Genomic DNA, 26,126 nt, shown 5'->3' with positions numbered 1-26,126 from the left:
TTAACATTATGCTTAGTAAAAAACTACTGCGAGCCTTTGTATTGCTGTTATTGTGCTTGCCGGCAACCTTGATTGCCCAGGTAACCACCAGTAGCATTAAAGGTTTTGTAAAAATGTCAGACGGGAAACCTTTAGAAGGTGTTTCCATTACTGCAACCCACATTCCTTCTGGAACTGTTTACAGTACCGTATCCCGCAAAAGCGGTGAATACACTTTACCGAACGTAAGAATTGGCGGCCCCTACAAAATTGAATTTAAATATGTAGGATTAAGGCCTGAAACTGTGGAGGACTTTTACCTGAATTTGGGTGAACCTTACATTGCCAACGTTTCAATGCAGGATATATCGAACAATTTAAGTGAAGTGGTGGTAACATCTCAAGCCCGTAGAATTAACACGGACCGCACGGGAGCTTCCACACAAATTTCTCAACGGCAATTATCTACCCTGCCTACCATTGGCAGAAGCATTACCGACTTTACACGTATTACACCACAAGCCAACGGTACCAGCTTTGCTGGAAGAGACGGCCGTTATAACAATGTGGTAATTGACGGTGCCAACCTGAATAATAATTTTGGTTTAAGTTCTGACCCTTTACCGGGTGGTGGTAGTCAGCCTATTTCATTAGATGCCATTGAAGAAGTTTCAGTAAACATTGCCCCATTTGATGTTCGCCAATCAGGCTTTACAGGTGCCGGTATTTTTGCAGTTACCAAAAGTGGTACCAATACCTTCCATGGTTCAGCTTATGGTTTGTACAGAAATCAGGATTACAATGGTAAAAAAGTAGGTTCTGTAACCTTAACAGACCCGGCTCCTTCTACTAAAAAAATCTATGGTTTTACCTTGGGTGGTCCAATTATTAAAAATAAATTGTTCTTCTTTGCCAACTATGAGCATGAAGAAAATACTTCACCTGGTATTACTTTTTCTCCAACAGGCGGTAGTGGTATTGGAAATATATCACAAACACCCATCGATTCTTTAAAGAAATTTGCTGATTATTTAAAATCGCAATACAATTACGACCCGGGTGCGTATGATAATTTTCCGAATTTTGTTACTGCCAACCATAAATTATTAATTAAGGTAGACTGGAATATTAACAAAGTGCACAAACTCAGTGTAAAATACAATGAGTTGATTGGTACAGACATGAACCCGCTGAATGGCACTAGTATCCCAAACGCTGCACCATTCTCAGTGGTAGGAGGAAGTGGACAAATCAGCCGTTTACCCAATAACAGGTTTAGTTTACGATCAATGGCATTCAGTAATTCAAACTATGGGTTTAAGCATTTGGTAAAATCAGGTGCATTTGAATTGAACTCTAACTTCAACAGCCGCTTCTCTAATCAGTTTATTGCTACCATTACTAAAATACAGGATACCAGAACCATTCCCGGCGGACAAGCTTTCCCTACTATTGATATTTTTAACAATAACGGGCAAAACTATATGTCTGCAGGAACGGATCCTTTTACCAGGAATAATGACGTAATTAACGATATATACAATGCTACGGATAACTTTACCTATTATGCCGGTAAACACACATTAACCTTTGGTGCTACTTATGAATATCAACGTGTAGGCAATATGTTTATGCCGGGTTCTTCCAGTTATTATGCTTTTAATTCTTTAAGCGATTTCATGAATAACCGGGCACCTGCATTTTTCTCTTATAACTTCTCTTTGGTACCGGGCACACCGGCCGTTTATTCTGCCGATTTAAAAATTGGTCAGTTGGGTTTATATGCACAGGACGAGTTTAACGTGAATGATAAATTAAAGATTACTTATGGTTTAAGGATCGATAAACCTGTTTATCCGCAACAACCATTAGAAAATCCAAATATTACGGCTTTAACTTTCCCTGATAAAAATGGTAATCCAACCCATTATAGCACAGGAAAATGGCCCAAAAGCACCTTGTACTTCTCACCCAGAGTAGGTTTCCGTTATAAAATTGATGAAGAGAATATTGTATTTCGCGGTGGTACCGGATTGTTTACCGGAAGAATACCCTTTGTATTCTTAACCAACATGCCCTCTAATAGCTTCATGTATCAGTCTGGTCAGGCAGTGAATAATGCTGCACAGTTGCAGAATTTTTTATTCAATCCTAACCCTGATGCGTATGCCAGCAAATTTAATCCAACACCCGGTACATTACCCAATAATGCCAATATTGTTTTGATTGATCCTAATTTTAAATTCCCGCAGGTATGGCGCTCTAATTTAGCCTTCGACAAAAAAATTGGGAAGGGCTGGTTAATTACTACTGAGTTTTTGTATACAAAAGATGTGAATGCAGTAGTAATGCGTAATGCAAATTTAAAAAATCCGGATGGAACTATTAATGGTATTGATTACAGAGGCAGATTTTCATCTCCAGCGGCCAGAAACGTTTATAGCAATATCAATACGGCTATTGTGTTAGAAAATACCAGTATGGGTTCCAGTGGTTCTGCTACCTTCCAAATTCAGAAATCAGCAGCAAAAGGTTTTTATGGCTCATTTGCTTACACTGCCAGCTTTGCTTCAGAAGTTACCGCCAACCCGGGTGCTCAGGCAACTTCTGTATGGAACAGCAATGCAACAACTGGAACGCCTAATACATTACAATTGGCCACATCATCTTATGTTACACCCCATCGTTTTATTGGTACGCTTTCATACAGATGGGAATACTTAAATCACTTAGCTACTACTGTAAGTATTTTCGGTCAATTAGCCAAACAAAACAATTATAGCTATGTATATGGTGGCGATATTAATAATGATGGGTTAAGTGGTATTGATTTGATGTATATTCCTAAAGATCCACCTCAGGTTATATTTGTACAATCTGGAAGTTCTTTCACACCGGCTCAACAGGCTGCAGCTTTCCAGCAATTTATACAAAACACGCCTTATTTAAACAATAACAAAGGAAAAGATGCAGAAAGAAATGCTGCTTACTTACCTTGGTTAAGCACATTTGACGTGAGAATTTTGCAGGATTTCTACGCTAAAGTGGGTGATAGGAAACACACTTTACAACTTTCTGTAGACATTTTAAATGCCGGCAACCTGATTAATAAAATGTGGGGAGTACGCCAAATTACCACCACTACACAGCCTTTAATTTTTAGAGGATTAGATAGTCAGGGAAGACCCACTTTTAATATGCAAACCTTAAATGGGCAATTGATAACCAAGCCATGGCAAAACTCATTAAGTACATTAAGTACCTGGGGTATGCAGTTAGGTTTGAAATACTTTTTCTAAATTTCAGCTTAATACAAATTAAATTTTAATAAAGAAGCTCCGAATATTTCGGGGCTTCTGCTTTTTAACGGAATATTTGCGCTTTGTTAATAAAACGGTAACATTAGTATAAGGTTGTGTTAAAACTTAACCATCAAATTTGCACCTGAAATTAAAAAATCAAATCACATGCTAAAAAAACTACTACTTATGGTAGCTCTGTTTATCGGAGCAATCAATTATGTAATGGCCCAGGAAACCACTTCCGATGTTCAGGGAAGGGTAACCGATGGCAAAAATCCGGTAGCAGGTGCTGTTGTTACAGCCATTCATCAGCCTACCGGTACCAAATATGTAACCACAACACGTAAAGATGGCCGCTATAATTTGGCCAATATGAAAGTGGGAGGTCCCTACCAAATTACCGTTACTTTTTTGGGTTACAGAACAGAGCAACAAGACAATGTTTTTTTGGTGTTAGGCCAGGAATTTAAAGCTGACTTTTCTTTAACTGAAACCAGTAATCAGCTAAATGCGGTAGAAGTAAAAGGTATAAGGCAAGATAAAGTATTTAATACCGGCCATACCGGCAGCCAGGAAATTATTAGCCGCAGCCAAATTGAACGCTTACCCACCATCAACAGAAGTTTACAGGATTTTACCCGTTTAACACCTTCTGCCAACGGTTTAAGCTTTGGTGGCATGAATAGTTCTTACAACAACATTACAGTAGATGGTGCCAATTTCAATAATGCTTTTGGTCTTTCATCAGTTTTAGGTGGTCAAACCAATTCGCAACCTATTAGCTTAGATGCAATAGAACAAATTCAAGTAAACATTTCTCCCTACGACGTTCGTCAGGGTGGCTTTGCAGGAGCCGGTGTTAACACCGTTACCCGCAGCGGTACCAATCAGGTAAAAGGTTCAGTTTATACCTACATTAGAACCCCCGGATTACAGGGTTATAATGTTAGAACCAATACAGTACCCCGACCCAGTTATACCTATAATTTACGTGGTGCATCCATTGGTGCCCCCATTATAGAAAATAAATTGTTCATTTTTGTTAGTGCTGAACAGGAAAGAATTAGCCAACCTGCTACCACTTTTGTTGCTGCCAAGCCGGGACAAGCGCCTGTACCGGGTGTGGTTTCGCAAGCAGTAGCAGATACTTTAGATGCTTTAAAAAATTTTCTGATTCAAAAATACAATTACAATCCAGGCAATTATCAGAACTATAACTATAATACCTATAGTGATAAATTGACTGCCCGTTTAGACTGGAACGTAGGTAAAAACAGTACATTTACCCTAAAATACAATTACCTCAAATCATATCGCGATATTTCAGCCAGTAACAGTGGTGCGCCAAATGGTAACCGCCAACCCAGTAATACCGGTTTACCTTTTAGTGGCAGTGGTTATAGAATTAACAACAACTTCAACATTGTTATTGGTGAATTAAATACCCGTTTCAGCAATCGAGTATCTAACAAATTACAAGTAGGTTATACCGCTTTAAGAGATTTCAGATCAAGCCTTTCCGGTGCCAACTTCCCATTGGTAGATATCCTGAATGGTTTAGGCCAAAGCTATACTGCTTTCGGTTATGAGCCGTTTACTTACAATAACGTTTTAAATACCAATGTATTCCAATTTTCAGACATAGTAACTGTTTATAAAGGCAACCATGAAATTACCTTGGGAACACAAAATTATATCAAGCGCTTTAAAAATGGTTTTTCGCCCAACTATGCCGGAGCCTACCAATTTAATACTTTAACTGATTTTTATAATAGTGCAATGAATGGTGCTCCTACTGCAGCCAATTATACTTTATCATATGCGCTGACTAAAGATGGTTCTTTCCCATTTGCGCAGGTAGGTTCAAATGAATTGGGTTTCTTTGCACAAGATAAATGGCGTGCAAAAGATAATTTAACCATTACTTATGGTTTAAGATTAGATTTACCCATCTTCACCAATAGCTTCACTGCAAATCCTTATGCCTCTCAATTGGTATTTAGAGATGGTAAAACTTACGATGTAGGTCATAAACCGGACAATAATTTGTTGGTTTCTCCAAGATTAGGTGTTAACTGGGATGTATTTCATGACCACAAAACACAGGTTCGTGGTGGTATCGGTTTATTTACAGGACCCCCACCATTTGTATGGATTAGCAATCAGGCCAGCAACAATGGTGTATTGTTTGGGTCTTTCTTCCAAGCTAAAACCAATCCTTCCACAGGTAAACCCTGGGTATTTAACCCCGATATTAATGCATACAGACCTTCAGCAACTTCGCCCAATACTTCCTACAACTTAGTATTTACAGATCCTAAGTTTAAATACCCTCAGGTAATGAAGTTAAGTGCAGCAGTTGACCAAAAATTGCCCGGAAATATTGTAGCTACATTTGAATATACCTTCTCAAAAGATGTGAATGCAGTGTATTTCCAAAACGTTAACTTACCTTCAACAGGCACACCTTTGGTAGGATCTGATAATCGCTTACGTTATTCTTCTACCAAAATTTGGTCTGGCGCCGGTGGTGCTTCCGTAACCAATCCGAACATTAGCAGTGCAATCTTAATGGCCAATACCAATAAAGGCTATGCTTATACCGCCACCGCACAGTTTCAACGCTCAGTAAAAAACTTAACCACCAGTATAGCTTACACTTATAGCCAGGCTAAAAATGTAAATGATGGCGGTTCTATTGCACAAAGTATGTGGAGGGATCGGCCAACACACGGCGACTTAAACTCTGATGAATTAGGCTACGCAGGTTATTACCAACCACACCGTGTTATTGGTTATGCCCAATACCGTTTTGAATATGGTAAACATTATGCCACTTCAGTAGGTTTGGTGTTTGAAGCGGCTACTGCAGGTGTAGGTTCTTATACTTATCAGGGCGATTTAGTGAACGGTGGTACCGGAGGTAACAGTTCTTTAATTTATATTCCTAAAACACAATCCGATATTGTACTGGTTCCTGTAAATACAGGCGGTGGTACCATTACCGATACACGTACACCTGATATTATCTGGAACCAACTGAATAACTTTATTCAGCAAGACCCCTACATGAGCAAACACAGAGGCCAATATGCTGAAAGAAATGCCATTGTATTACCCTGGTACAAACATGTTGACTTAAACGTTACACAAGATTTTTATGTGAAATCAGGTAAAAACAAACATACCATTCGTTTAACTTTTGACCTGATTAACTTAGGTAACTTCTTAAATCCGAACTGGGGTATTGTTAAAACATTTAATAATACTTCATTCCTGAAATTTGAAGGCATTGCACAATCTGGCGTTAATGCAGGCAAACCAATGTTCTCCTTCCTGTATCAGGATCCTAAAAATCAAATTCCTTATGTAAACAGTTTTCAGGACAATACCGGCATCTTCTCTCGCTGGCAAGGGCAAATTGGTGTACGTTATTTATTTAACTAAGCGACCCAATCCAACACAAATAAAAACCTGTTAGTAAAAAGCTGACAGGTTTTTTTATGAAAATAATTTGACATTATTTACCCCAACCCCATTCTAAAAATTCAATCAAGGCAGTAGCCCAGGTTGCCACATCATGCTTTCCATCTTCAATGATTAAATATTTTATATGTGCATCGGTATAGCCTTTTGCTTTCAATGCAATAATTAAATCAAGTGTATCATCAATACTATCAATTACACCGTTATTATTCCGGTCTGCCGTTTCATCTAAAGTGCCGCATTGCAAAAAAAACTGAAGCCATGGGAAAAAAGCCCCATTTCTTACCTGCAAATGCATCAGTCGATCGGTTTCATCATCATAACCATTGTCGTATGATTTTCTACGCCACCATAAACTACCGCTAAAAACACCCACTTTAGCAAATTCTAAAGCATGGTTCCATACAATATCCAATGCACTTAACCCACCCAATGAAAATCCAGCAAATGCTTTTTCTTTAAAAGATGGTGCATGGTATTTTTTTCGAAGAAACGGCAGTAATTCATCAAAAATAAATTTATGGTATAAACCGGCTTTATCGCCCCTGCCTAAATAATCGGCACTATAGGCAGTACCATATTCGCGTTTGCGTTCTTCCCCACAATAAATACCTATACACAAAACAGGCATCAATTTATTTTGAATATACAGTAGGTTCAATTGCTCCTGTAATGGCATTTTAATTAAATCCTGCCCATCATTCACCAATAACAAGCTCACTTCTTTCAACGTATGAAATTGAGGTGGCATGTAACTATCCACTATCACCTCTCTTTCCAAATATTGAGAAAATAAGGTGCTTTGTTCTACAATTACTTCGGTGGCGTGTTGAATGGTTTCGGTTGGCATATCTTCAAAAATAGTGTATCTAAATCTGCCTTCCCAAATTTCCTTTAAATTGGTTCGTTTTCAAGTTGAATATCAAATAAAATATAATTTGTTGAATCATTAAACCAGGAATAATTTTAGCATACCCCCATCCAAAAAAAATAAAAGCGAAACAATGTTGTTACTGTATTCAAAAATTTACTTATTTTAATGGTACCATCGTTAACTCCATCACTAATATATTTTATACAAGTATTTTTAATCAAATAATTTTTCAAATTTTACATTATGAAAAAAATAGGTATATTGTTTGGAAAAGAAAGAAGCTTTCCCGAAGCCATTATTCAACGCATTAATAGCAAACAAATTCCCAATATAATTGCCGAACCGGTTCATATAAGCAAAGTAATACAGGGCGAAGATGCAGGTTATAGTGTTATAATTGATAGAATTAGTCAGGATGTACCATTTTATCGCGCCTTTCTAAAAAACGCTGCGTTATGTGGTACTGCAGTTATTAATAATCCGTTTTGGTGGAGTGCCGATGAAAAATTTTTTAATAATTGTCTGGCTACAAAAATAAATGTCCCCGTTCCTAAAACAGTTATTCTACCCTCTAAGGAATTGCCAGATGATACGACAGATGCCTCGTTTTCTAATTTGGCCTATCCGTTAGACTGGGACCATATTTTTAGTTATGTAGGATTTCCTGCCTATATGAAACCATTTGCCGGCGGAGGTTGGAAGCATGTTTTTAAATTAGAAAACAAAGCAGAATTTTTTGAAAAATATAATACCACAGGGCATTTGGTAATGCTATTGCAGGAAGAAATTGTGTTTGAAGAATACTACCGTTGTTATTGTATAGGCGGAAAACATGTGCGTATTATGCCTTATGAACCACGCAACCCACACCATTTACGCTATGATGCCCATTTTAAACCATCGGCAGAAAAACTGCAGGAAATGACTGAAATAGTACTCCGTATTAATCAATATTTGGGGTATGATTTTAACACGGTAGAATTGGCACTTCGTAGCGGTGTACCCTTTGCTATTGATTTTTGTAATCCGGCACCGGATGCAGATAAACAAAGTGTGGGTGAAGAAAATTTTGAATGGGTAGTTGAAACAGCTGCCAACTTTGCCATTGAGCGTGCACAAATACAAGAAAACGGAAAAGACAATTTAACCTGGGGTGAATATTTGAAAAGAAGCACTACCAAAACAAAACTATTTTAACAGCATTAACCGGGTAATTTTTAATGATTTAAATGCACCTTATGCCATCTCTTAACTTTCATCAATTTACATTAGGTATTGAAGAAGAATACATGGTAATAGACCCTGTTACCAGAGAGTTGAAAAGCCATGAACAAAAAATTGTTCAGGAAGGGCAAAAGCTATTGAAAGATAAAGTAAAAGCAGAAATGCACCAGGCCGTGGTAGAAGTGGGAACCGACATTTGCAAAAATGCAGCAGAAGCTTTGGAAGATGTAGCTTCACTGCGCGGCAATATTGCTGCTATTGCAAATAGTATGGGTTTGGGAATAGGTGCAGCAGGTACCCATCCCTTCAGCCACTGGAACAGCCAGTTAATTACCGATCACGACCGTTATCATCAAATTGTAAATGAATTGCAGGAAGCAGCCCGTAGCAATTTAATTTTTGGGCTGCATGTACATGTAGGTGTTGAAGATAGAAAAATGGCCATACATATTGCAAATAGTGCCCGTTATTTTTTACCCCACGTGTACGCTTTAAGCACCAACTCGCCTTTTTGGGAGGGCAGGTATACCGGCTATAAATCATTCCGCTCTAAAGTTTTTGATAAATTTCCCCGAACCGGAATACCCGATCATTTTCAAAGCATTGAAGCCTACGAAGCTTATGTTAATCTGTTGATTAAAACCAATTGCATCGATAATGCAAAGAAAATATGGTGGGATGTAAGAGTGCATCCCTTTTTCAACACGGTTGAGTTTCGCATTTGCGATGTGCCATTAAAAATAAAGGAAACCATTGCCATAGCTGCATTATTTCAGACAATTTGTGCTAAATTGTATTTGTTACGTACCCAAAACCTCAACTTCATTTCATACCAACGTGCATTATTGAATGAAAATAAATGGCGGGCAAGCAGGTATGGGATTGACAGTATGCTGATTGATTTTGGTAAAGAAACCGAAGTACCTACCCGACAACTGATTATAGAATTACTCGATTTTGTAGATGATGTAGTGGATGCATTAGATGCACGTGAGGCTTTGCAATACATTCATACAATTTTACAGGAAGGTACCGGCGCCGATAAACAACTTCAGGTATACCAAACTACCAATAGTTTGCAAACAGTGGTCGATTTTATTCAATCCCAATTCCTTTTACGTTAACCTTTATTACCTGCAACTTTCGTCGTACTTTAAACAATCCGGTGTATTTAAAAGTCTATATTTCATTCATTTTAACTGCAATTAGGTAATTTTATGAAAATATCAGATACTTGGGCAGCATTGCTATGTTGTTGGGCATCTGATGATTGTTAACATATATAAACCTGCCCCCGTTGACAGAGTTTGAATTAATTAAAGGTTGTATAAAGCAACAGGCAAATTGCCAGCGTATGCTCTATGAGCAATATGCCGGTAAATTAATGGCTGTTTGTTTGCGTTATGCCAATGATGCCATGGAAGCGGAAGATATTTTGCAGGATGCATTTGTAAGAATCTTTAACTACATCAACCAATTTAAATTTGAAGGATCATTTGAGGGCTGGATGCGAAGAATAACAGTGAATGTGGCTTTAAAATATATTCAGAAAAAAAAATTACAGTTTACCGAAGTAAGTGAGCATCATGATTCAGCAGCTACTATTCCTGCAATGGCTTATAGCCAGTTGGGTGAAGAAGTGCTGCTGCAGCTGATTCAACAATTACCAACAGGTTATAAAATTGTATTTAACCTGAATGTGATAGAAGGATATAGCCATGAAGAAATAGCTAAAATGCTGAATATTAAAGCCAGTACCAGTAGAAGCCAATTAGTAAAAGCCAGAAAAATTTTACAGGAACAAATTATACAATTACAAAAAATTGCTGTGTAATGAATGATCAATTAATGGATGATTTTATCAGAAACAAACTGAAAAATTACTCCGCTCCCGTTCCACCCGATCTATGGGAGAAAATAATGGCTGATACCAATAAAAAGCCCAAAGGCTTTTGGATAAATCAGCACAAAACTATACTTGCCATAGCAGCACTTTTCCTGATATTGGCCGGTAGTCTTGCTTTTTATTTTTTTAATAAAAATGCTTCTTCTATTGATCAAAAATCTACGCTTCAACAAACAATAGTTTCTACCCCTGGTCAATCTAATGTTCACACACACAATTCTCCTGAAAATCAGCAATTAAATGGAGCTGTTTTAACTGATAGTTTGCAAAGTTCAAACAACCTGAACAAAAGTACTTCCAAACTTCCCCAGCATCAAAACAATACATCCAATTCATATCTATCTAAAAATAGCTATTTACCAAACAAGCAGTTATTGCGCCCTCAAAGTACCACCAGCCATAACGCATTATCAGGCCAAACCTTCTCCCCCACATTCAATCGCAATTTACCCGGCTACTCAGATAATAATCAAGATGCAGCAAATAACTTCTCTTATAATCAGGTAAATGCTTTTATTTCATTAAAAAATAATTTATTATATAATACTGGTTCCCTGCATTTACCACCGCTTAATTTACGCCGCATTTTAGGTTTGGATGCCTGCCCTAATGCCAATGGCAGCCAGCGAAACGACTGGTATATTGAATTATATGGTGCGCCGGATTATACCATGAAATCAGTATTAACCAGTGGCGCCAGTGCCAATTACCTGCAGAAAAAAGACAGTAGCGAACGCATGAAAGGCGGCTTTACGTTTGGTGCCAGATTTAGTAAAACCATTGGAGAACACACTTATCTGAAATTAGGCTTGCAATACAGCCAGATGAATGAATTATTTAGCCAGCGAAAAGAAAACGAAACGCAAACAACTACAGTAATTGTACGGCGCACCATTACAACACCACAAGGCAATTCAACAACTATTATGGATACTTCTTCTGTTACTCAAATTGGTTATAGAGTTATCAGAAGTCTCAATCATTATAAAAACTTAGAAATCCCGGTAATGCTGGGTTATGAATTTGGCCGGACCGATGATAACTGGCGTATGGCAGTTAATGGCGGACTCATTTTTGATCTTTCCTCCTGGTACATGGGCGAAACTTTAGATACCAGTTTACAGGTAGTTGCCATCAATAGTAAATCAAACAATGGGGTGTATCAGCATTCACTTACCACCAGCATTTATGGAAGTGTTAGTATTTACAGAAGGCTCTCGGATCTGGTTGATGTATTTGCAGAGCCTTATTTCAGGTATAATCTTTTTGGTACAAATAGTCTTTACGGCGTGAACCAACGTTTTGGTGCCGCCGGTTTAAACATTGGCACCCGCATAAAGTTAAATGGCCGAAGGCAGCATTTATAACCCATTCCATATCTTATTCAGTAACCATGAAAAAAGTATTTTTTTATATATTCATCATTTTCGCAACCATTACAAGTTGTAAGAAAGATTTTTCTGATGAATTTACGCCTTATCAGGGCATGTCGTTTAATGACACAACCTGGACCAATGAGCCTATTAGCAATGACCTTATTGATTCATTGCAAGTGCAATTAGGCTTACCGATGGCTTACTATACTACATTTAATCCCACCCATGATACAGCTTTTTGGCTGAATAATGATATACAACTAAAAATTCCTGCTTATACCAGTGCGTATGTGAGCAATACAGCCAATCCTGTAACAGATCCTGTTTACTTGAGGCTAATTACCTTAAAAGAACGGGGTGATTTTATCAGATATCTGATTTCCACTACTTTTAATCAATATCCACTGGTTTGTGCGGCAGATTTTTATGTGAGTTTCACTTCAAACAATCAGCCCATTGCGATTGCACCTGCTAAACCTATTACCATACAATGGATGGATGATAATGTAAACAACGCCATGCAATTTTATTCGGGATCATCCAACACAGGCGGCCAATATGAAGTGAATTGGCAACAGGACAATAATGGTTCTGTTACACGTTGGGATACTTTGGTAAATGGAATGCACAAAACCGGCTATCGTTTACAATCGCCGCACTTGCAATGGATGGGTGCCAATTATTTAATGGATACCACACAGGCTACTACCAATTTGAATGTAGTATTACCGCTTAATTTTAATAATAAAAACACAATAGCTTTTGCAGTTTTTAATAATGTAAAGTCTGTTATTCGGTTAACACCATCGGCAATTGAAAAAGGCTTTTATACCACTAATCTTCCTACAAATGCCAATATTACCATTGTTAGCATTTCATTGATTAACAATAGTTTTTATCTGGGTACAAATACATTATTTGGGCTCAGTGCAGGTTTGCAAAAATTATACCCTAAAAAAATTAGTGTTCAAAGTTTAAATGTATTTTTAAACAGTTTATAAAGGGTAAGCATTTATTTTTGGAAGTGCTACTTAAAATCGAATAAAGTAGCTGTAAATACTGCACGTTCACGTTTCTTAAATATCACATCCCAATTACCTTTATATCTTAAAACAGCGGGTACTAAAAAATTTTTATAATGTGTCATTTCTACTTCCATGCTTACATCAAAATCGTATACACCGGCTTTATAACTTAAAATATACCTTCTGCCCTGCACTTCTAATGTATTGGTATTAAACCAGGTAACCATTTCATCAACCACTACATCATCTCTTTGCGATGCTGTTAAATCTTCTTTTGGAGTAATGGTAAATACATAACATAATTGATGATGATATTCCTGAATATCTAATCGGTAATCGTATAATTTGTGCGCTTTCTCATCGTATAGATCTAACTTATTACCTATAAAAGGTATACCGGCAATTTTTTTACCGGGATTAAAAAATAACATTTTTAATTGTTCTTTATGCTTATCTATACCACTTTTAGCAGATGTAGAAATTTCATGACCCTTTACAATATTATTTTCGCCGCAAATGGTGCCTTTCGTAAAAAATAAAGCTGCATATAATTCGGGGGTTAGGTAGTTATACTGATGTTTTTTATTGTAGAAATCACCGGTTGTTTTTTCTTCCAGTACATCCATGGTGCGGCAACCATTTACATAATTTTGTCTGATTTTACTATATAATGATGCAATAGTGTTACCCGTTTTATCCTTCATTTGTATATCGTTGTAAGCAGAATAACCCAAAATCCGTAAGTTGCGAAAAGCCTTATAAAAACTGGTATCTTCTTTAATTTGTTGCAGTAATTTTTCGTAGTTAAAGTTGGTTCGCACCATTACTTCGGGTAAAGTAAACAGACCCGATTTTCCAAAGCCCACCGTAGTATCTGCCTTTGATGGATGCAAAGTGGTATCCTGAGCGTATACAGATGAAATGCTACAGCAGATTAGTACCAATATTTGTACATATTTCATTTAACAAAAAGCATTTTGTAATCCACTTTCACCTTGCCTTTACTAATATCATTCAACTTGCCTTGCAGTAATTTTTTCTTGAGAGGTTTTAAATAATCAATGAATAATTTACCATCAATATGGTCGTATTCATGCTGAATAATTCTGGCGGTTAAGCCGGTAAATGTTTCTCGGTGTGGTACAAAATGTTCATCCACATATTCTATTGTAACTAATTCAGGGCGTTGAATATCTTCCCGTATTTTAGGAATACTCAAACATCCTTCATTATACACCCATTCTTCTCCATTTAATTCCACTAATCTGGTATTGATAAATACTTTTTTTATACCCGGTTCATCCGGATAGGTTTCATCTTCTTCTTCGCGGTTAGCGAAAATTTGAGCACTATCCATTACAAACAAGCGGATGGGTTTATTGATTTGAGGTGCAGCTAACCCTACGCCATTACTGGCATACATGGTTTCCCACATATCTTCAATCAATGTATACAATCCGTCATAATCAGATGTTATTTCTGCTGCCGGTTTTCTTAATACAGGATTGCCGTATGCAACTATTGGTAAAATCATATACAAAAAGGGAGAAATTATAAATTTAAATACAACTGCAAAGATAATTGAATGTGGCTACATAGCCCTTTCCTGCAGGTAAGTTTGTAACATAATGGTGGCAGCAATCTGATCTATATTTTCTTTGATTCTTCTTTGTTTTTTCTTCATGCCCATTTCTACCATGGCTCTCGATGCCATTTTAGAAGTGTATTGCTCATCTACAGTTTTTACGGGTATTTGCGGAAAATATTTTTTTAGCTGTTCGATTGCTTTTAACACCAATGGGGTTGCATGGGTAGCTGTTTGGTCTAAATTATAAGGTTCTCCAATTAAAATCAGCTCTACTGGTTCTTTGGCTATATATTCTTTTAAAAAAGAAAATAATGTTTGTGTAGGAATGGTGGTTAAAGGCGTAGCAATGATTTGCAATGGATCGGTAACAGCAATGCCGGTTCTTTTTCCTCCATAATCAATACAAATAATTCTGGCCACAATTTCATTTTTAAAAAATAAATAAATCGGCAATTACAAAAACACTAAACACCACACTGGCAATACCATTGGCAGTCATAAATGCAATATTTACCCTGCTTAAATCATTGGGTTTAACAATGGAATGCTGGTAAAGCAACATACCTGTAAAAAGCAAAATTCCTATCCAATACAACCAGTGAAAATGACCATAATAACCGGCCAATATTACACAAGCAGCACTTAAAAAATGTAAAAACGAGGAAATACGTAGTGCGGCAGCTTTTCCAAATACAGCAGGAATGGAGTATAAATCCTGCGATTGATCGAATTCTATATCCTGTAAGGCATAAATTACATCAAAGCCACTTACCCAAAATATTACTGCAAATGAAAATAAAACAGGTAGCAGGTTAAAGGTTCCGGTTACTGCCAGATAAGCCCCAATTGGTGCCAATGAAAGCCCTAAACCCAGCACTAAATGGCATAATGCAGTAAACCGTTTGGTATAACTGTAAAATAATACTACAAAAAGCGCTACCGGTGCCAAATAAAAACAAATTTTATTGATGAAATAAGTTGTACCCATAAACAAAAGGCAATTCAGCAAAACAAATCTTAGCGCACTTTCAGGAGAAATAATGCCTTTGGGAATTTCGCGAATGGCGGTACGTGGGTTGCGTGCATCGAAATGCCGGTCTAAATATCTGTTAAATGCCATTGCAGCATTTCGGGCAGTAACCATACATATTATTACCAATAAAAATTTTTCCAATACATACTGATTACTAAAATTGCTGTGTTGTATAATTGTTTTATTATTGCCAACTTCTTGAAACATATTAGATGTTTTCCGGTGTATTACACCAAGAAAAAAACCAATGAATGCAAAAGGCATGGCAAAAATGGTATGAGAAAACTTTACGAGACTTAAATATTTTTTTACCTTATGCATAAATTTTATTTTCTTTTAAAATGATTGGATTTTCTTCACCAGCTCCCATAAAACAATACCGGCTGCAACAGATACATTCAGTGAATGTTTGGTTCCCCATTGTGGAATTTCAATACATCCATCGCACAAACTTAATGCATCTTCACTCACCCCTTCTACTTCATTTCCCAGTACAATAGCAATTTGGGTGTTTGAAGTTATTGCAAACTGCTGTAATGATATACTTCCTTTAGCCTGTTCTACACCCCAAACGGAATAGCCTAAACTTTTCAATGAATGAACTGCGGCGGAGGCAGTTGGCACATACATCCAGTCTACCGTTTCCGTAGCTCCCAAAGCTGTTTTATGGATATCCCGATGCGGTGGTTGAGGAGTATAACCGCAAATACAAATTCCTTCCATTAAAAACGCATCGCAGGTTCTAAAAATACTGCCCACGTTGTGCATACTGCGAATATTATCTAAAACAACAATCAATGGGTGTTTAGCAGATGCTTTAAATTCCTGAACCGACTTGCGGCCCAATGCATCCATACTTAATTTTTGCATATGCAAATGTACATAGTATGTATGCTTTGAAAAGATGAGCAATTAAAAAGTTCCCCCATAAATATGAAGGAACTTAACCCTTAAAACAACCAACATGAAAAAATACAATAAACAACATAATTAATGGTTGTTTTGTTCATGCGGCTGGCTACATATTTTATACCAATGCCAAATCAAGCACTTGTTGCATGGTTTTAACATAATGAAACTGCACACCGGTTATAAAATTGCTATCTATTTCCTGTACATCTTTTTCATTCTGCCAACACATAATAATTTCTTTAAGACCGGCTCTTTTTGCTGCCAGTACTTTTTCTTTAATACCTCCTACTGGTAATACCTGGCCACGCAAAGTTATTTCACCTGTCATAGCTAAATAAGGTTTTACCTTTCGGCCGGTAAATGCTGAGGCTAACGATGTAAGCATGGTAATACCGGCACTTGGCCCATCTTTTGGTGTTGCGCCTTCAGGTACATGTACATGCACATTATGGGTAGTAAAGGCACTCATTTCAATCCCAAGTTTTTTGGCGTTGGCCTGTAAATAAGTGTAGGCTGTGGTGGCACTTTCTTTCATCACATTACCCAGATTGCCGGTAAGCTTCAATTCTCCTTTTCCTTCACTCAGTACTGTTTCAATAAATAAAATATCGCCGCCTACATAAGTCCAGGCTAAACCTACTGCTACACCGGGCATATTCGCCATTTTGTATATTTCATTATTATAGCGCTGCGGACCTAATATTTTTTCAATATCTGCTAATGAAACCGATAGTTTAATTTTATTTTTTGTAGCCAGTTCCTTGGCTTCATAGCGCATAACGGAGGCTAATTGACGGTCTAATTCTCTTACGCCACTTTCACGTGTATAGTTTTCAATAATTTTTTCTAAAATCTTATCACTGAATTTCAGATTTACTTTTGCTAACCCATGCGCTTCCATTTGTTTTGGAATGAGGTGTCGTTTGGCAATTTCAACTTTTTCTTCAATGGCATATCCACTTAAATCAATTATTTCCAACCTGTCGCGAAGTGCGGGTTGTATGTTTTGAATATCGTTGGCAGTAGCAATGAACAATACCTTGCTTAAATCATATTCCAATTCTAAATAGTTGTCATAGAAACTGTTGTTTTGTTCGGGATCCAATACCTCTAACAATGCAGAGGATGGGTCGCCGCGAAAATCGTTACCAATTTTATCAATTTCATCTAAAATCATTACAGGATTAGATGTTTTGATTTTTCTGATATTCTGAATAATTCTCCCTGGCATAGCACCAATATAGGTTTTCCGGTGCCCTCGTATTTCACTTTCATCGTGCAGACCACCTAAACTTACACGCACATATTTTCTGCCTACTGCATGGGCTATACTTTTACCTAAAGATGTTTTACCAATTCCGGGAGGGCCAATAAAACAAAGAATCGGGCTCTTCATATCGCCTTTTAATTTGAGCACGGCCAAATACTCCAGAATTCGGTTTTTTATTTTTTGCATGCCATAATGGTCGGCATCTAAAATTTTTTTGGCATTTTTTAAATCGTAATTATCATCGGTATATTCTCTCCATGGTAAATCAAGCAATAAATCTAAATGATTGTACACCACAGAATAATCGGGTGTACTGGGATGCATTCTTTCTAATTTCTCAATACCAGATTTAAACATGGCTTTGGCAGCTTCAGGCCATTTTTTGGCTTCAGCTTTCTTTTTCATTTCAGCAATTTCTCTTTCATTGGGATCGCCGCCTAACTCCTCTTTAATGCTTTTAAGTTGTTGCTGTAAAAAATAATCACGTTGTTGTTTATCCAGTTCTGTTCTGGTTTTTGTGGTAACCTTATTTTTCAGTTCTGCAAACTGCAATTCTTTGTGTAAAATACCGGTTAATTTCTCTGCCCTTATTTTGATGTTTTCAAGGGATAACAATTCCTGCTTTTCTGTAATAGAAGTATTTAAATTGCTGCTTACAAAATTGATGAGAAAGGAAGGATTTTCTATATTTTTTAAAATGATAGAAGCCTCGGTAGGTAAATTGGGAGACAACTGAATAATTTCTGTTGCCAGATCTTTAATAGTACTGATGTATGCATCAAAATCCGGGTCATTTAAAACCGGTTGATCTTCTAATAATTGTATTTGGGCTTTAAAAAATGGTTCTTCGGCTATTACTTGCATTAATTCAAACCTTTTTTTACCCTGAATAATGATGGTTGTCCCACCATCGGGCATTTTAATCAGTTTCAAAATTTTTGCAACTGTACCAATTTTACACAAATCTTTTACCGCAGGATCTTCTACTTCGGTATCGTTTTGTGCCAATACGCCAATCAGCTTATCGTTTTTATAAGCTTCATTTACTGCCTTTATGCTTTTATCCCGCCCTACTGTTATGGGCAATACCACCCCCGGAAATAATACTGTGTTTCGTAAGGGTAACAAGGGTAAAGTATCGGGAATTACAATTTTTTCTTCTTCACCTTCCCGTTCATTAATGGCAATGATGGGCATAAAATCATTCTCGTCTTCTGCTGAAAAAAGAAATTTGTTTTTGTTCATACACTACAATCTATGGTAAAAAGTCATTTTGTCACTTACAACCAATAAAAATGATTTATTTATTGGCGTATGTTTGGGGCAATATTAATGCCATTGGCAACAAAGATGGGCAAACGGTACAAAATGGCGCAAAAAAATGGCATACCCGGTAAGATATGCCATGCCATGCATTATGCAGAAATTTACATTAAAACCTAAATCCCATACCCATTTGTATTTGCTGACTTTTCCAATTATTTTGATTACTTACATCGTTCAAATTATTCAAACCTACCGCATAACGACCATAAATACGCAATACGTTAAAATTCAACTGCACGCCTCCAACCATGGCAAAATCGCCCGATTTAAAAGCATTTTGCCCATTCACCAACAAGTTGTCATTTTTATTCAGCAGTATACCAAATTGCGGCCCAAGATTGAAGGTTACCAATTTTCCAACATTATAGCGCAACAATACCGGAATGGTTAAATAATCTAATTTAATATTTTGATCGGGCGGAAAAATACCAGAAAATGTGGCTGATTTTGTGGCAGATTGGCTCCAGAGTAATTCCGGCTGAATACCAAATTTTTTATTAAAATCTATTTCGGCAAAACCACCCACCTGATACGACAATTGAAAGCCCTGATCAAAAGTTTGCCCATCAATCTTAGTTAAATTACCGCCTGCTTTAATACCGGCTCTAAAACCTTGCGCCTGTGCTATGGCCGTTAAACAAAACACACCAATGGTTAATACTATTATTTTTTTCATAAATGATTGTTTTACAGGGATAAAAGTCAATGATTGTGCCAAACTTAATTCTATATGTAAACAAGTTGCAAACAAGCAGTATTGTATGATAATATTTAAAATTAACGCTTTGTTCTATTAAGCTCTGAAAAGCTTACTGGGCATGGGTTTTAATAAACTTGGCTCAACAGTCATTAGTTATACAGAGTTTACTGAAACACTATTTGGCAATGAGTTTCAAACGAAAACAGATTTTAATAGCACAACACGTTATTTAAAATTAAAAAAGGCTAAAATTTTTTCTTGATACAATGAATGACCAATTAACTGTGCTATTGCTGCTGATTTAAACCAGTTCTATTATGGTAATTTCAGGCAAAAAACCTACTCTGCCCGGATAACCAATGAAGCCATATCCGCGGTTTACATATAAATACTGCGAGCCTTCCTGATATAATCCTGCCCATTGTTTGTACATCCATTGTACCGGACTCCATTTAAAAAAAGGCGTTTCTACACCAAATTGCATACCATGTGTGTGGCCAGACAGTGTTAAATCAATATCGGGATATTTTGTTCTAACTTCAGCATCCCAATGGCTGGGATCGTGGCTCATTAATATTTTAAAAGAATATTTTTCTGTTCCGGGATAAGCTTCCTCCATTTTACCATATTTTGGGAATCTGCCTTTTGCACCCCAGTTTTCAATTCCCAGTAATGCAATGGCATCACCGTTCTTTTCCAAAATAGCATGTTCATTCATTAAAAGGCGCCAGCCTAAAGCTGCATGTACTGCTTTCAACTTTTCCAAATTCAGTTGTTTAGCCTGTATAGATGGCCATTGAACATAATCGCCATAATCATGGTTACCCAATGTACTGTACACGCCCATTGGCGCTTTTACTTTTTCAAATACATCCATATAATCGTTCATCTCTTCGTAGCGGTCGTTTACCAAATCGCCGGTAAACAATACCAAATCGGGCTTTTGTTGCAACAACATGTTTACCCCATGCGCAACAGCCTGTTTGTTGTTATAACTGCCGCTGTGTATATCACTAATCTGAGCAATCCTTAAACCTTTAAATGCATTGGGCAAATTCGCAAATTGCAGGCGTATATATTTTATTTGATAATTGTATTTATTTCCAAAACCATATAAAAGGATACCCATTAATGTAATACTCATACCAATACCCATCCAGCTTAAAAATAAGGAACGTGAAATAGTTTCAGCTCCATTATCGGCAAAATGAGTACCAGATTTCGTGGAAAAAAATGTTATAAGCCAAACTATACCACGCCGAATATCATCCATTAAAAAGAATACTGAAGCAATCAGTTTGGCCATGAATAAGCCAACTAATATAAAAAAAACATAATTTCTAAAAAATTTAGAAATCTGTAAGTCCTGAATATAGGGCAATGCAATTAAAGCAATCCAGCAAAGTAGGGCAATCAACCAGTAAATAACAGTTACCCATATCCGGGTTTTTTCTGAAGCGTTTTGCAGTACTGTTTTAACAGCCTGAAATACATAAACATCTAAAATAATTAAAATGGAGATAATGATCCACCAAATTCCGGTACTACGCATAAATATTTTTTTAACAGGCAATATTTTGTTCACTAAAGTTTTAATAGCATTGCAACATTGTTTAAACATCTTTCTACTAATTTTGTTAAGCAGATGACATTAAATTTTTAAATGCTTAATAATACAACTATGCAATTTACGTATTACGGACATTCTTGTTTTTTGGTTGAAGTGAAAGGCAAAAAAATTCTTTTCGATCCATTTATTACTTACAATGAATTAGCAAAAAATATTAAGGCAGATGCCATTGAAGCCGATTATATTTTTTTAAGCCATGGCCATGCCGATCATATAGCCGATTGTATTTCCATTGCCACCAAAACAGGAGCAAAAGTGGTTGCAGTTTTTGAAATTCATGAATGGCTCAATAAAAATGGCGTTGCCAATACACACCCCATGAACACAGGCGGCAAATGGCAATTTGATTTTGGAACCGTTAAATGTGTGGTAGCACAACATAGCAGCGCACTGCCCGATGGAACTTATGGCGGCAATCCGATTGGATTTGTTTTTACTACTGATGAAGGTAATTTTTATTATAGCGGCGATACGGCACTTACCTTAGACATGCAACTCATTCCCGGTTGGGCTGCCTTAAATTATGCCATTTTCCCCATTGGAGATAATTTTACCATGGATGTTGCCGATGCGGTAAAAGCAGCCGATTTTGTGCAATGTAAACATATTATAGGCGTACATTATAACACATTCGGTTTTATTAAAATAGACACCGAAGCTGCAAAAATAGCATTTGCCACCGCCGGCAAAACGCTGCATTTACCAGCTATAGGCGAAACCATTCCGCTTTAAACATTCTAATCAATCATAAAATACCAGCCTCTTCCGCAAAAAAGAAGGGTTTTTTTAAGTTTTGGCAACAACCACCACCGCTTATTATGCATCATTCATTTTTTTGCAACCCCGCTATTAAAAAAATTCTAACTGAAAAAACACATCAAAATATGAGAAATTAAATATGAACACATGCAACAGAATACTTTAGATTTGCAATCTTGATAAATTGGGAAATCCTTTCTTATTTTTAATTGCATTTTAAGCAATCAACCCTATGGCGAGAATTATTAGTATTGCAAACCAAAAAGGAGGTGTAGGTAAAACCACTACAGCTATTAATCTGGCTGCCAGTTTTGCAGTTTTAGAGTACAAAACATTATTGGTCGATGCTGATCCACAGGCCAACAGCACTACCGGTGTTGGTTTCGATTTGCATAATATTACCAACAGTTTATACGATTGTATGGTAAATAATGCATCCGCAGAAGATGTGGTTTTGAAAAGTGAAATGCCTTATTTAGATGTTATCCCTTCTCATATTGATTTGGTAGGCGCCGAAATTGAAATGATCAATTACCCCAATCGGGAAAATGTTTTAAAAACAGTTTTAGAACCCATTAAAGAAAAATACGATTTTATTGTTATTGATTGTTCCCCTTCGCTTGGATTGATTACTGTAAATTCATTGGTTGCGGCCGATAGTGTTGCTGTTCCGGTTCAATGCGAATTTTTTGCTTTGGAAGGATTGGGGAAATTATTAAATACCGTAAAAATTGTGCAAAACAGGTTGAATCCGAATTTACAAATAGAAGGCATATTAATGACGATGTATGACGGCCGCTTACGTTTATGCAATCAGGTAGTCAGTGAAGTGAGAAGGCATTTCGACGATTTGGTTTTTTCAACCATTATTCATAGAAATACCAGATTAAGTGAAGCACCCAGTGTAGGCAAACCCGTTATTTTGTACGATGCAGAAAGCAAGGGCTCTGTTAATTATCTGAATTTAGCCAAAGAAATTTTACAAAAAAACGAAATGACCAATATGTCGAACACAGAACGAATAATTGAATAGACCTTTTTACCTGTCATTTCAAAATAACTAATTCATCAGAACACATCATTGATTATGAGTGCACCAAAACAAAATAAAGCTTTATTGGGTAAGGGCATCCGCTCTTTACTGCAAAATATTGATGAAGATTTAAAAAATACAACCGGCCATCTTAAGAACCAGGTAGTTGAACAGGTTACCGGAGTAATGCGCATACCCATTCAGGATATTCAAATCAATCCCAAACAGCCCCGGCGTGATTTTGATGAAAATGCTCTTCAGGAATTAGCAGCTTCAATTAAATTACACGATATCATCCAACCTTTAACAGTATCTAAATTAGCCTCCGGAAAATACCAGCTCATTGCAGGCGAAAGAAGATACAGAGCAAGCAAATTAGCCGGATTAAAAGATGTACCGGTATATATTCGACAGGCTAATGATACAGAATTATTAGAGCTGGCTTTATTAGAGAATTTACAGCGTGAAGATTTAAATGCGATTGAAATTGGCTTAAGCTACAAACGCATGATGGAAGAATTAAATTATACACAGGAGCAGGTAGCCGAAAGAATGGGTAAGGAAAGAAGTACCATCACCAATTATATACGTTTATTAAAATTGCCGCCTGATATTCAGTTGGCAGTAAGAGGCGGTAAAATTAGTATGGGGCATGCAAGAGCATTAATCAATATTGATAGTGTTGATAAACAGCTATTTGTTTTTAATGAAATTAAATCAAAGGAATTAAGTGTGCGCCAAACCGAAGAATTGGTGCGCCAAATGTATAAGGCACAAAACCATCAGGCTGTTAAATCTTCCTCAAAAAACCAATTACCACCGGCTTATAAAAAAATTGAAGATAATTTAGCCTCTCACTTTGGTACCAAAGTTTCGCTGGCACATCAAAAAACAGGGAAAGGAAGTATTACATTGGAATATTATTCTTTACAGGAATTGAATAAAATTTTAGAGCTTATGAATATAAGCGTTAGCTAAAAATGAAGGTAAGCATTACAATATTCGGTATCATTATTTTTTTGAATACTGTATCTACTGCATTCAGCAGGAATGGCAGCAGTTTACCCGGCAGCAACATTCATGAAAAATTTCTGATGGATACTACGGGTGAAAACAACCAGAAAGAGGCCACAGGTCCTATTATCAAAAAAAAACACAATCCAAAAATTGCCACGCTCCGCTCTGCCATATTACCAGGTTTAGGCCAGGCATATAATCGCGAATACTGGAAAATTCCTATTGTTTATGGTGCTTTGGCTATTCCTACCATTACCTATTTATACAACAATACCTGGTACAAACGAACCAGAGATGCATACAACATAAAAATTAATAACGATACTGCTCATTTTGCCAATATTTATCCCATTTTACAAAATGTAGATCCGTCTGCTTTACAAACCTATCGCAACTCATTTAGAAAAGACAGAGACTACTCTATTCTCTGGTTCATGATTTTATGGGGTTTAAATGTAGTAGATGCCACAGTATATGGGCATTTAAAAGATTTTGATGTTAGCAACAATTTAAGTTTACATATTGAACCCACTTATAATCCTATGCTTTCGGCACCGGGATTAAGTTTTACCTTTAGTTTCAGAAATAAACACAATATTTTAAAACCATTACCCGATGTCAGGTAAATGGTATTTGTTTAAACTCCAAGCAATCGAATCATGAAAATTGCATTAATAGGTTATGGTAAAATGGGCCAGGCCATTGAAAAAGTGGCAGTAGCCAAAGGTCATGAAATTGTTCTAAAAATTGATGTAAACAATGCACATGAATTGAATGCAGCACATTTACAGAAAGCAGATGTTGCGATTGAGTTCACGGGCCCGCACAGCGCCTTCAGCAATGTAATGCAATGCATCAACAGCGGCACACCGGTAATTTGTGGTTCAACCGGCTGGTTAGCAAAATGGCATGCAATAGAAGCGGCTTGTATACAACAAAAAGGTTCATTAATTTATGCCAGCAACTTCAGTATAGGCGTTAATCTGTTTTTTGAATTAAATAAATTTCTGGCACATTTAATGAAACAGCATCCGGAATATGAAGTAACTATTACAGAAATTCATCATACACAAAAAAAAGATGCACCCAGCGGTACAGCTATTTCATTGGCAGAACAAATTATGCAGGAAATACCATCGAAAAAAAAATGGGTTAATACCATTACAAACCTCGCAGATGAATTAAGTATCATTTCAGAGCGAATTGATCCTGCGCCCGGCACACACAAAATTTTGTACCACTCAACAATTGATGATATTGAAATTGTACATACCGCACATAGCCGAATGGGCTTTGCCGACGGAGCAGTTTTGGCTGCCGAATTTTTGATAGGTAAACAGGGAATTTTTACAATGAAAGATGTATTAGGGTTACATTAAAACCGCTTACATGTTTTTTGAATCAGAAAAACAACTTCCTTTCTTGTAGCAATCAATACAAACTAACGTGTTGTGCTATTAAGCTCTGAAAAGCTTACTGGGCATAAGTTTCAATAAAATTGGCTCAACAGCCATTAGTTATACAGAGTTTACTGAAACACCATTAGGCAATAAGTTTCAAACGAAAACTGATTTTAATAGTACAACACATTACAAACTACTCAACATTTAGCATGGTGATTGTTATTCTATTATCATGAATTTACAAATGCATAACAATAAAATAACTACATTTAACAGCATGTTG

At 36.7% G+C, this 26,126-nt stretch carries 21 protein-coding genes; 12 read left to right on the top strand and 9 right to left on the bottom strand.

The window, feature by feature from the left end:
* The first annotated feature begins 8 nt into the window (after positions 1–8).
* Positions 9–3,278 (top strand): TonB-dependent receptor, encoded by a 3,270-nt coding sequence (locus AC3QLY_RS09185; RefSeq protein ID WP_074419217.1) that lies wholly within the window; start codon positions 9–11, stop codon positions 3,276–3,278.
* 168 nt (positions 3,279–3,446) lie between these two features.
* Complete coding sequence (locus AC3QLY_RS09180; protein ID WP_074419218.1) at positions 3,447–6,728, top strand: TonB-dependent receptor; 3,282 nt, start codon at positions 3,447–3,449, stop codon at positions 6,726–6,728.
* Between the two features lie 73 nt (positions 6,729–6,801).
* On the opposite strand, the gene AC3QLY_RS09175 is transcribed toward AC3QLY_RS09180, so the two are convergent.
* Positions 6,802–7,617 carry an alpha/beta hydrolase gene (locus AC3QLY_RS09175; RefSeq protein WP_074419219.1) on the bottom strand — a complete coding sequence of 272 codons (816 nt, stop codon included), beginning with the start codon at positions 7,615–7,617 and terminating at the stop codon, positions 6,802–6,804.
* Positions 7,618–7,884: 267 nt separating this feature from the next.
* Here AC3QLY_RS09175 and AC3QLY_RS09170 point away from each other — a divergent pair, with 267 nt between their 5' ends.
* The 5 genes from AC3QLY_RS09170 to AC3QLY_RS09150 all read left to right on the top strand — a co-directional run bounded on the left by AC3QLY_RS09170 (position 7,885) and on the right by AC3QLY_RS09150 (position 13,148).
* Positions 7,885–8,838, top strand: a complete 954-nt coding sequence (locus AC3QLY_RS09170; RefSeq protein WP_074419220.1) for an ATP-grasp domain-containing protein — start codon at positions 7,885–7,887, stop codon at positions 8,836–8,838.
* A gap of 41 nt (positions 8,839–8,879) precedes the next feature.
* On the top strand, positions 8,880–9,989 hold the full coding sequence (locus AC3QLY_RS09165; RefSeq protein ID WP_074419221.1) for a carboxylate-amine ligase: 1,110 nt from the start codon (positions 8,880–8,882) through the stop codon (positions 9,987–9,989).
* A 173-nt stretch (positions 9,990–10,162) separates the two neighbouring features.
* The gene (locus AC3QLY_RS09160; protein ID WP_068247319.1) at positions 10,163–10,699 is read left to right on the top strand and encodes an RNA polymerase sigma factor; all 537 of its coding nucleotides are present in this window, start codon (positions 10,163–10,165) and stop codon (positions 10,697–10,699) included.
* A complete protein-coding gene (locus AC3QLY_RS09155) occupies positions 10,699–12,138 on the top strand; it encodes an outer membrane beta-barrel protein (protein ID WP_074419222.1) in 1,440 nt (479 codons plus the stop codon). The genes AC3QLY_RS09160 and AC3QLY_RS09155 overlap by 1 nt, the downstream gene beginning before the upstream one ends.
* Before the next feature lie 26 nt (positions 12,139–12,164).
* Positions 12,165–13,148, top strand: a complete 984-nt coding sequence (locus AC3QLY_RS09150; protein ID WP_074419223.1) for a hypothetical protein — start codon at positions 12,165–12,167, stop codon at positions 13,146–13,148.
* Positions 13,149–13,174: 26 nt separating this feature from the next.
* Here the strand turns inward: AC3QLY_RS09150 and AC3QLY_RS09145 are convergent, their stop codons facing one another.
* The 8 genes from AC3QLY_RS09145 to AC3QLY_RS09110 form a co-directional block, all read right to left on the bottom strand.
* On the bottom strand, positions 13,175–14,134 hold the full coding sequence (locus tag AC3QLY_RS09145) for a hypothetical protein (RefSeq protein ID WP_074419224.1): 960 nt from the start codon (positions 14,132–14,134) through the stop codon (positions 13,175–13,177).
* On the bottom strand, positions 14,131–14,706 hold the full coding sequence (gene def / locus AC3QLY_RS09140) for a peptide deformylase (RefSeq protein WP_074419225.1): 576 nt from the start codon (positions 14,704–14,706) through the stop codon (positions 14,131–14,133). Before def ends, AC3QLY_RS09145 begins: the two co-directional genes overlap by 4 nt.
* 57 nt (positions 14,707–14,763) lie before the next feature.
* Entirely contained in the window at positions 14,764–15,180 is a 417-nt protein-coding gene (gene ruvX, locus AC3QLY_RS09135; protein ID WP_074419229.1) for a Holliday junction resolvase RuvX, read from the bottom strand.
* Between the two features lie 10 nt (positions 15,181–15,190).
* Positions 15,191–16,114 (bottom strand): UbiA-like polyprenyltransferase, encoded by a 924-nt coding sequence (locus AC3QLY_RS09130; protein ID WP_492989692.1) that lies wholly within the window; start codon positions 16,112–16,114, stop codon positions 15,191–15,193.
* A gap of 15 nt (positions 16,115–16,129) precedes the next feature.
* Positions 16,130–16,648 carry an RNA methyltransferase gene (locus tag AC3QLY_RS09125; RefSeq protein WP_081298648.1) on the bottom strand — a complete coding sequence of 173 codons (519 nt, stop codon included), beginning with the start codon at positions 16,646–16,648 and terminating at the stop codon, positions 16,130–16,132.
* 172 nt (positions 16,649–16,820) lie between these two features.
* Positions 16,821–19,220 carry an endopeptidase La gene (gene lon, locus AC3QLY_RS09120; RefSeq protein ID WP_218330607.1) on the bottom strand — a complete coding sequence of 800 codons (2,400 nt, stop codon included), beginning with the start codon at positions 19,218–19,220 and terminating at the stop codon, positions 16,821–16,823.
* Between the two features lie 187 nt (positions 19,221–19,407).
* Positions 19,408–19,977, bottom strand: coding sequence for a porin family protein (locus AC3QLY_RS09115; protein WP_218330608.1), 570 nt, complete (start codon positions 19,975–19,977; stop codon positions 19,408–19,410).
* Positions 19,978–20,302: 325 nt separating this feature from the next.
* Positions 20,303–21,553, bottom strand: a complete 1,251-nt coding sequence (locus AC3QLY_RS09110) for a metallophosphoesterase (protein ID WP_492989691.1) — start codon at positions 21,551–21,553, stop codon at positions 20,303–20,305.
* Positions 21,554–21,682: 129 nt separating this feature from the next.
* On the opposite strand from AC3QLY_RS09110, the gene AC3QLY_RS09105 reads away from it, so the two are divergent.
* The 5 genes from AC3QLY_RS09105 (at position 21,683) to dapB (ending at position 25,819) form a co-directional block, all read left to right on the top strand.
* Complete coding sequence (locus AC3QLY_RS09105) at positions 21,683–22,363, top strand: metal-dependent hydrolase (RefSeq protein WP_218330610.1); 681 nt, start codon at positions 21,683–21,685, stop codon at positions 22,361–22,363.
* Positions 22,364–22,622: 259 nt separating this feature from the next.
* Positions 22,623–23,423, top strand: a complete 801-nt coding sequence (locus tag AC3QLY_RS09100) for a ParA family protein (protein WP_218330611.1) — start codon at positions 22,623–22,625, stop codon at positions 23,421–23,423.
* Positions 23,424–23,477: 54 nt separating this feature from the next.
* Positions 23,478–24,401 carry a ParB/RepB/Spo0J family partition protein gene (locus AC3QLY_RS09095; RefSeq protein ID WP_218330612.1) on the top strand — a complete coding sequence of 308 codons (924 nt, stop codon included), beginning with the start codon at positions 23,478–23,480 and terminating at the stop codon, positions 24,399–24,401.
* Between the two features lie 41 nt (positions 24,402–24,442).
* Positions 24,443–25,066 (top strand): DUF5683 domain-containing protein, encoded by a 624-nt coding sequence (locus tag AC3QLY_RS09090; protein ID WP_218330613.1) that lies wholly within the window; start codon positions 24,443–24,445, stop codon positions 25,064–25,066.
* Between the two features lie 33 nt (positions 25,067–25,099).
* Complete coding sequence (gene dapB, locus AC3QLY_RS09085) at positions 25,100–25,819, top strand: 4-hydroxy-tetrahydrodipicolinate reductase (RefSeq protein ID WP_288095542.1); 720 nt, start codon at positions 25,100–25,102, stop codon at positions 25,817–25,819.
* Positions 25,820–26,126 lie beyond the last annotated feature (307 nt).

The sequence above is a fragment of the Hydrotalea sp. GW822-HT8A01 genome, assembly GCF_058798575.1.
The sequence above is the reverse complement of the archived record's forward strand: the minus strand, read 5'-3'. Positions and strand labels throughout refer to the sequence as shown.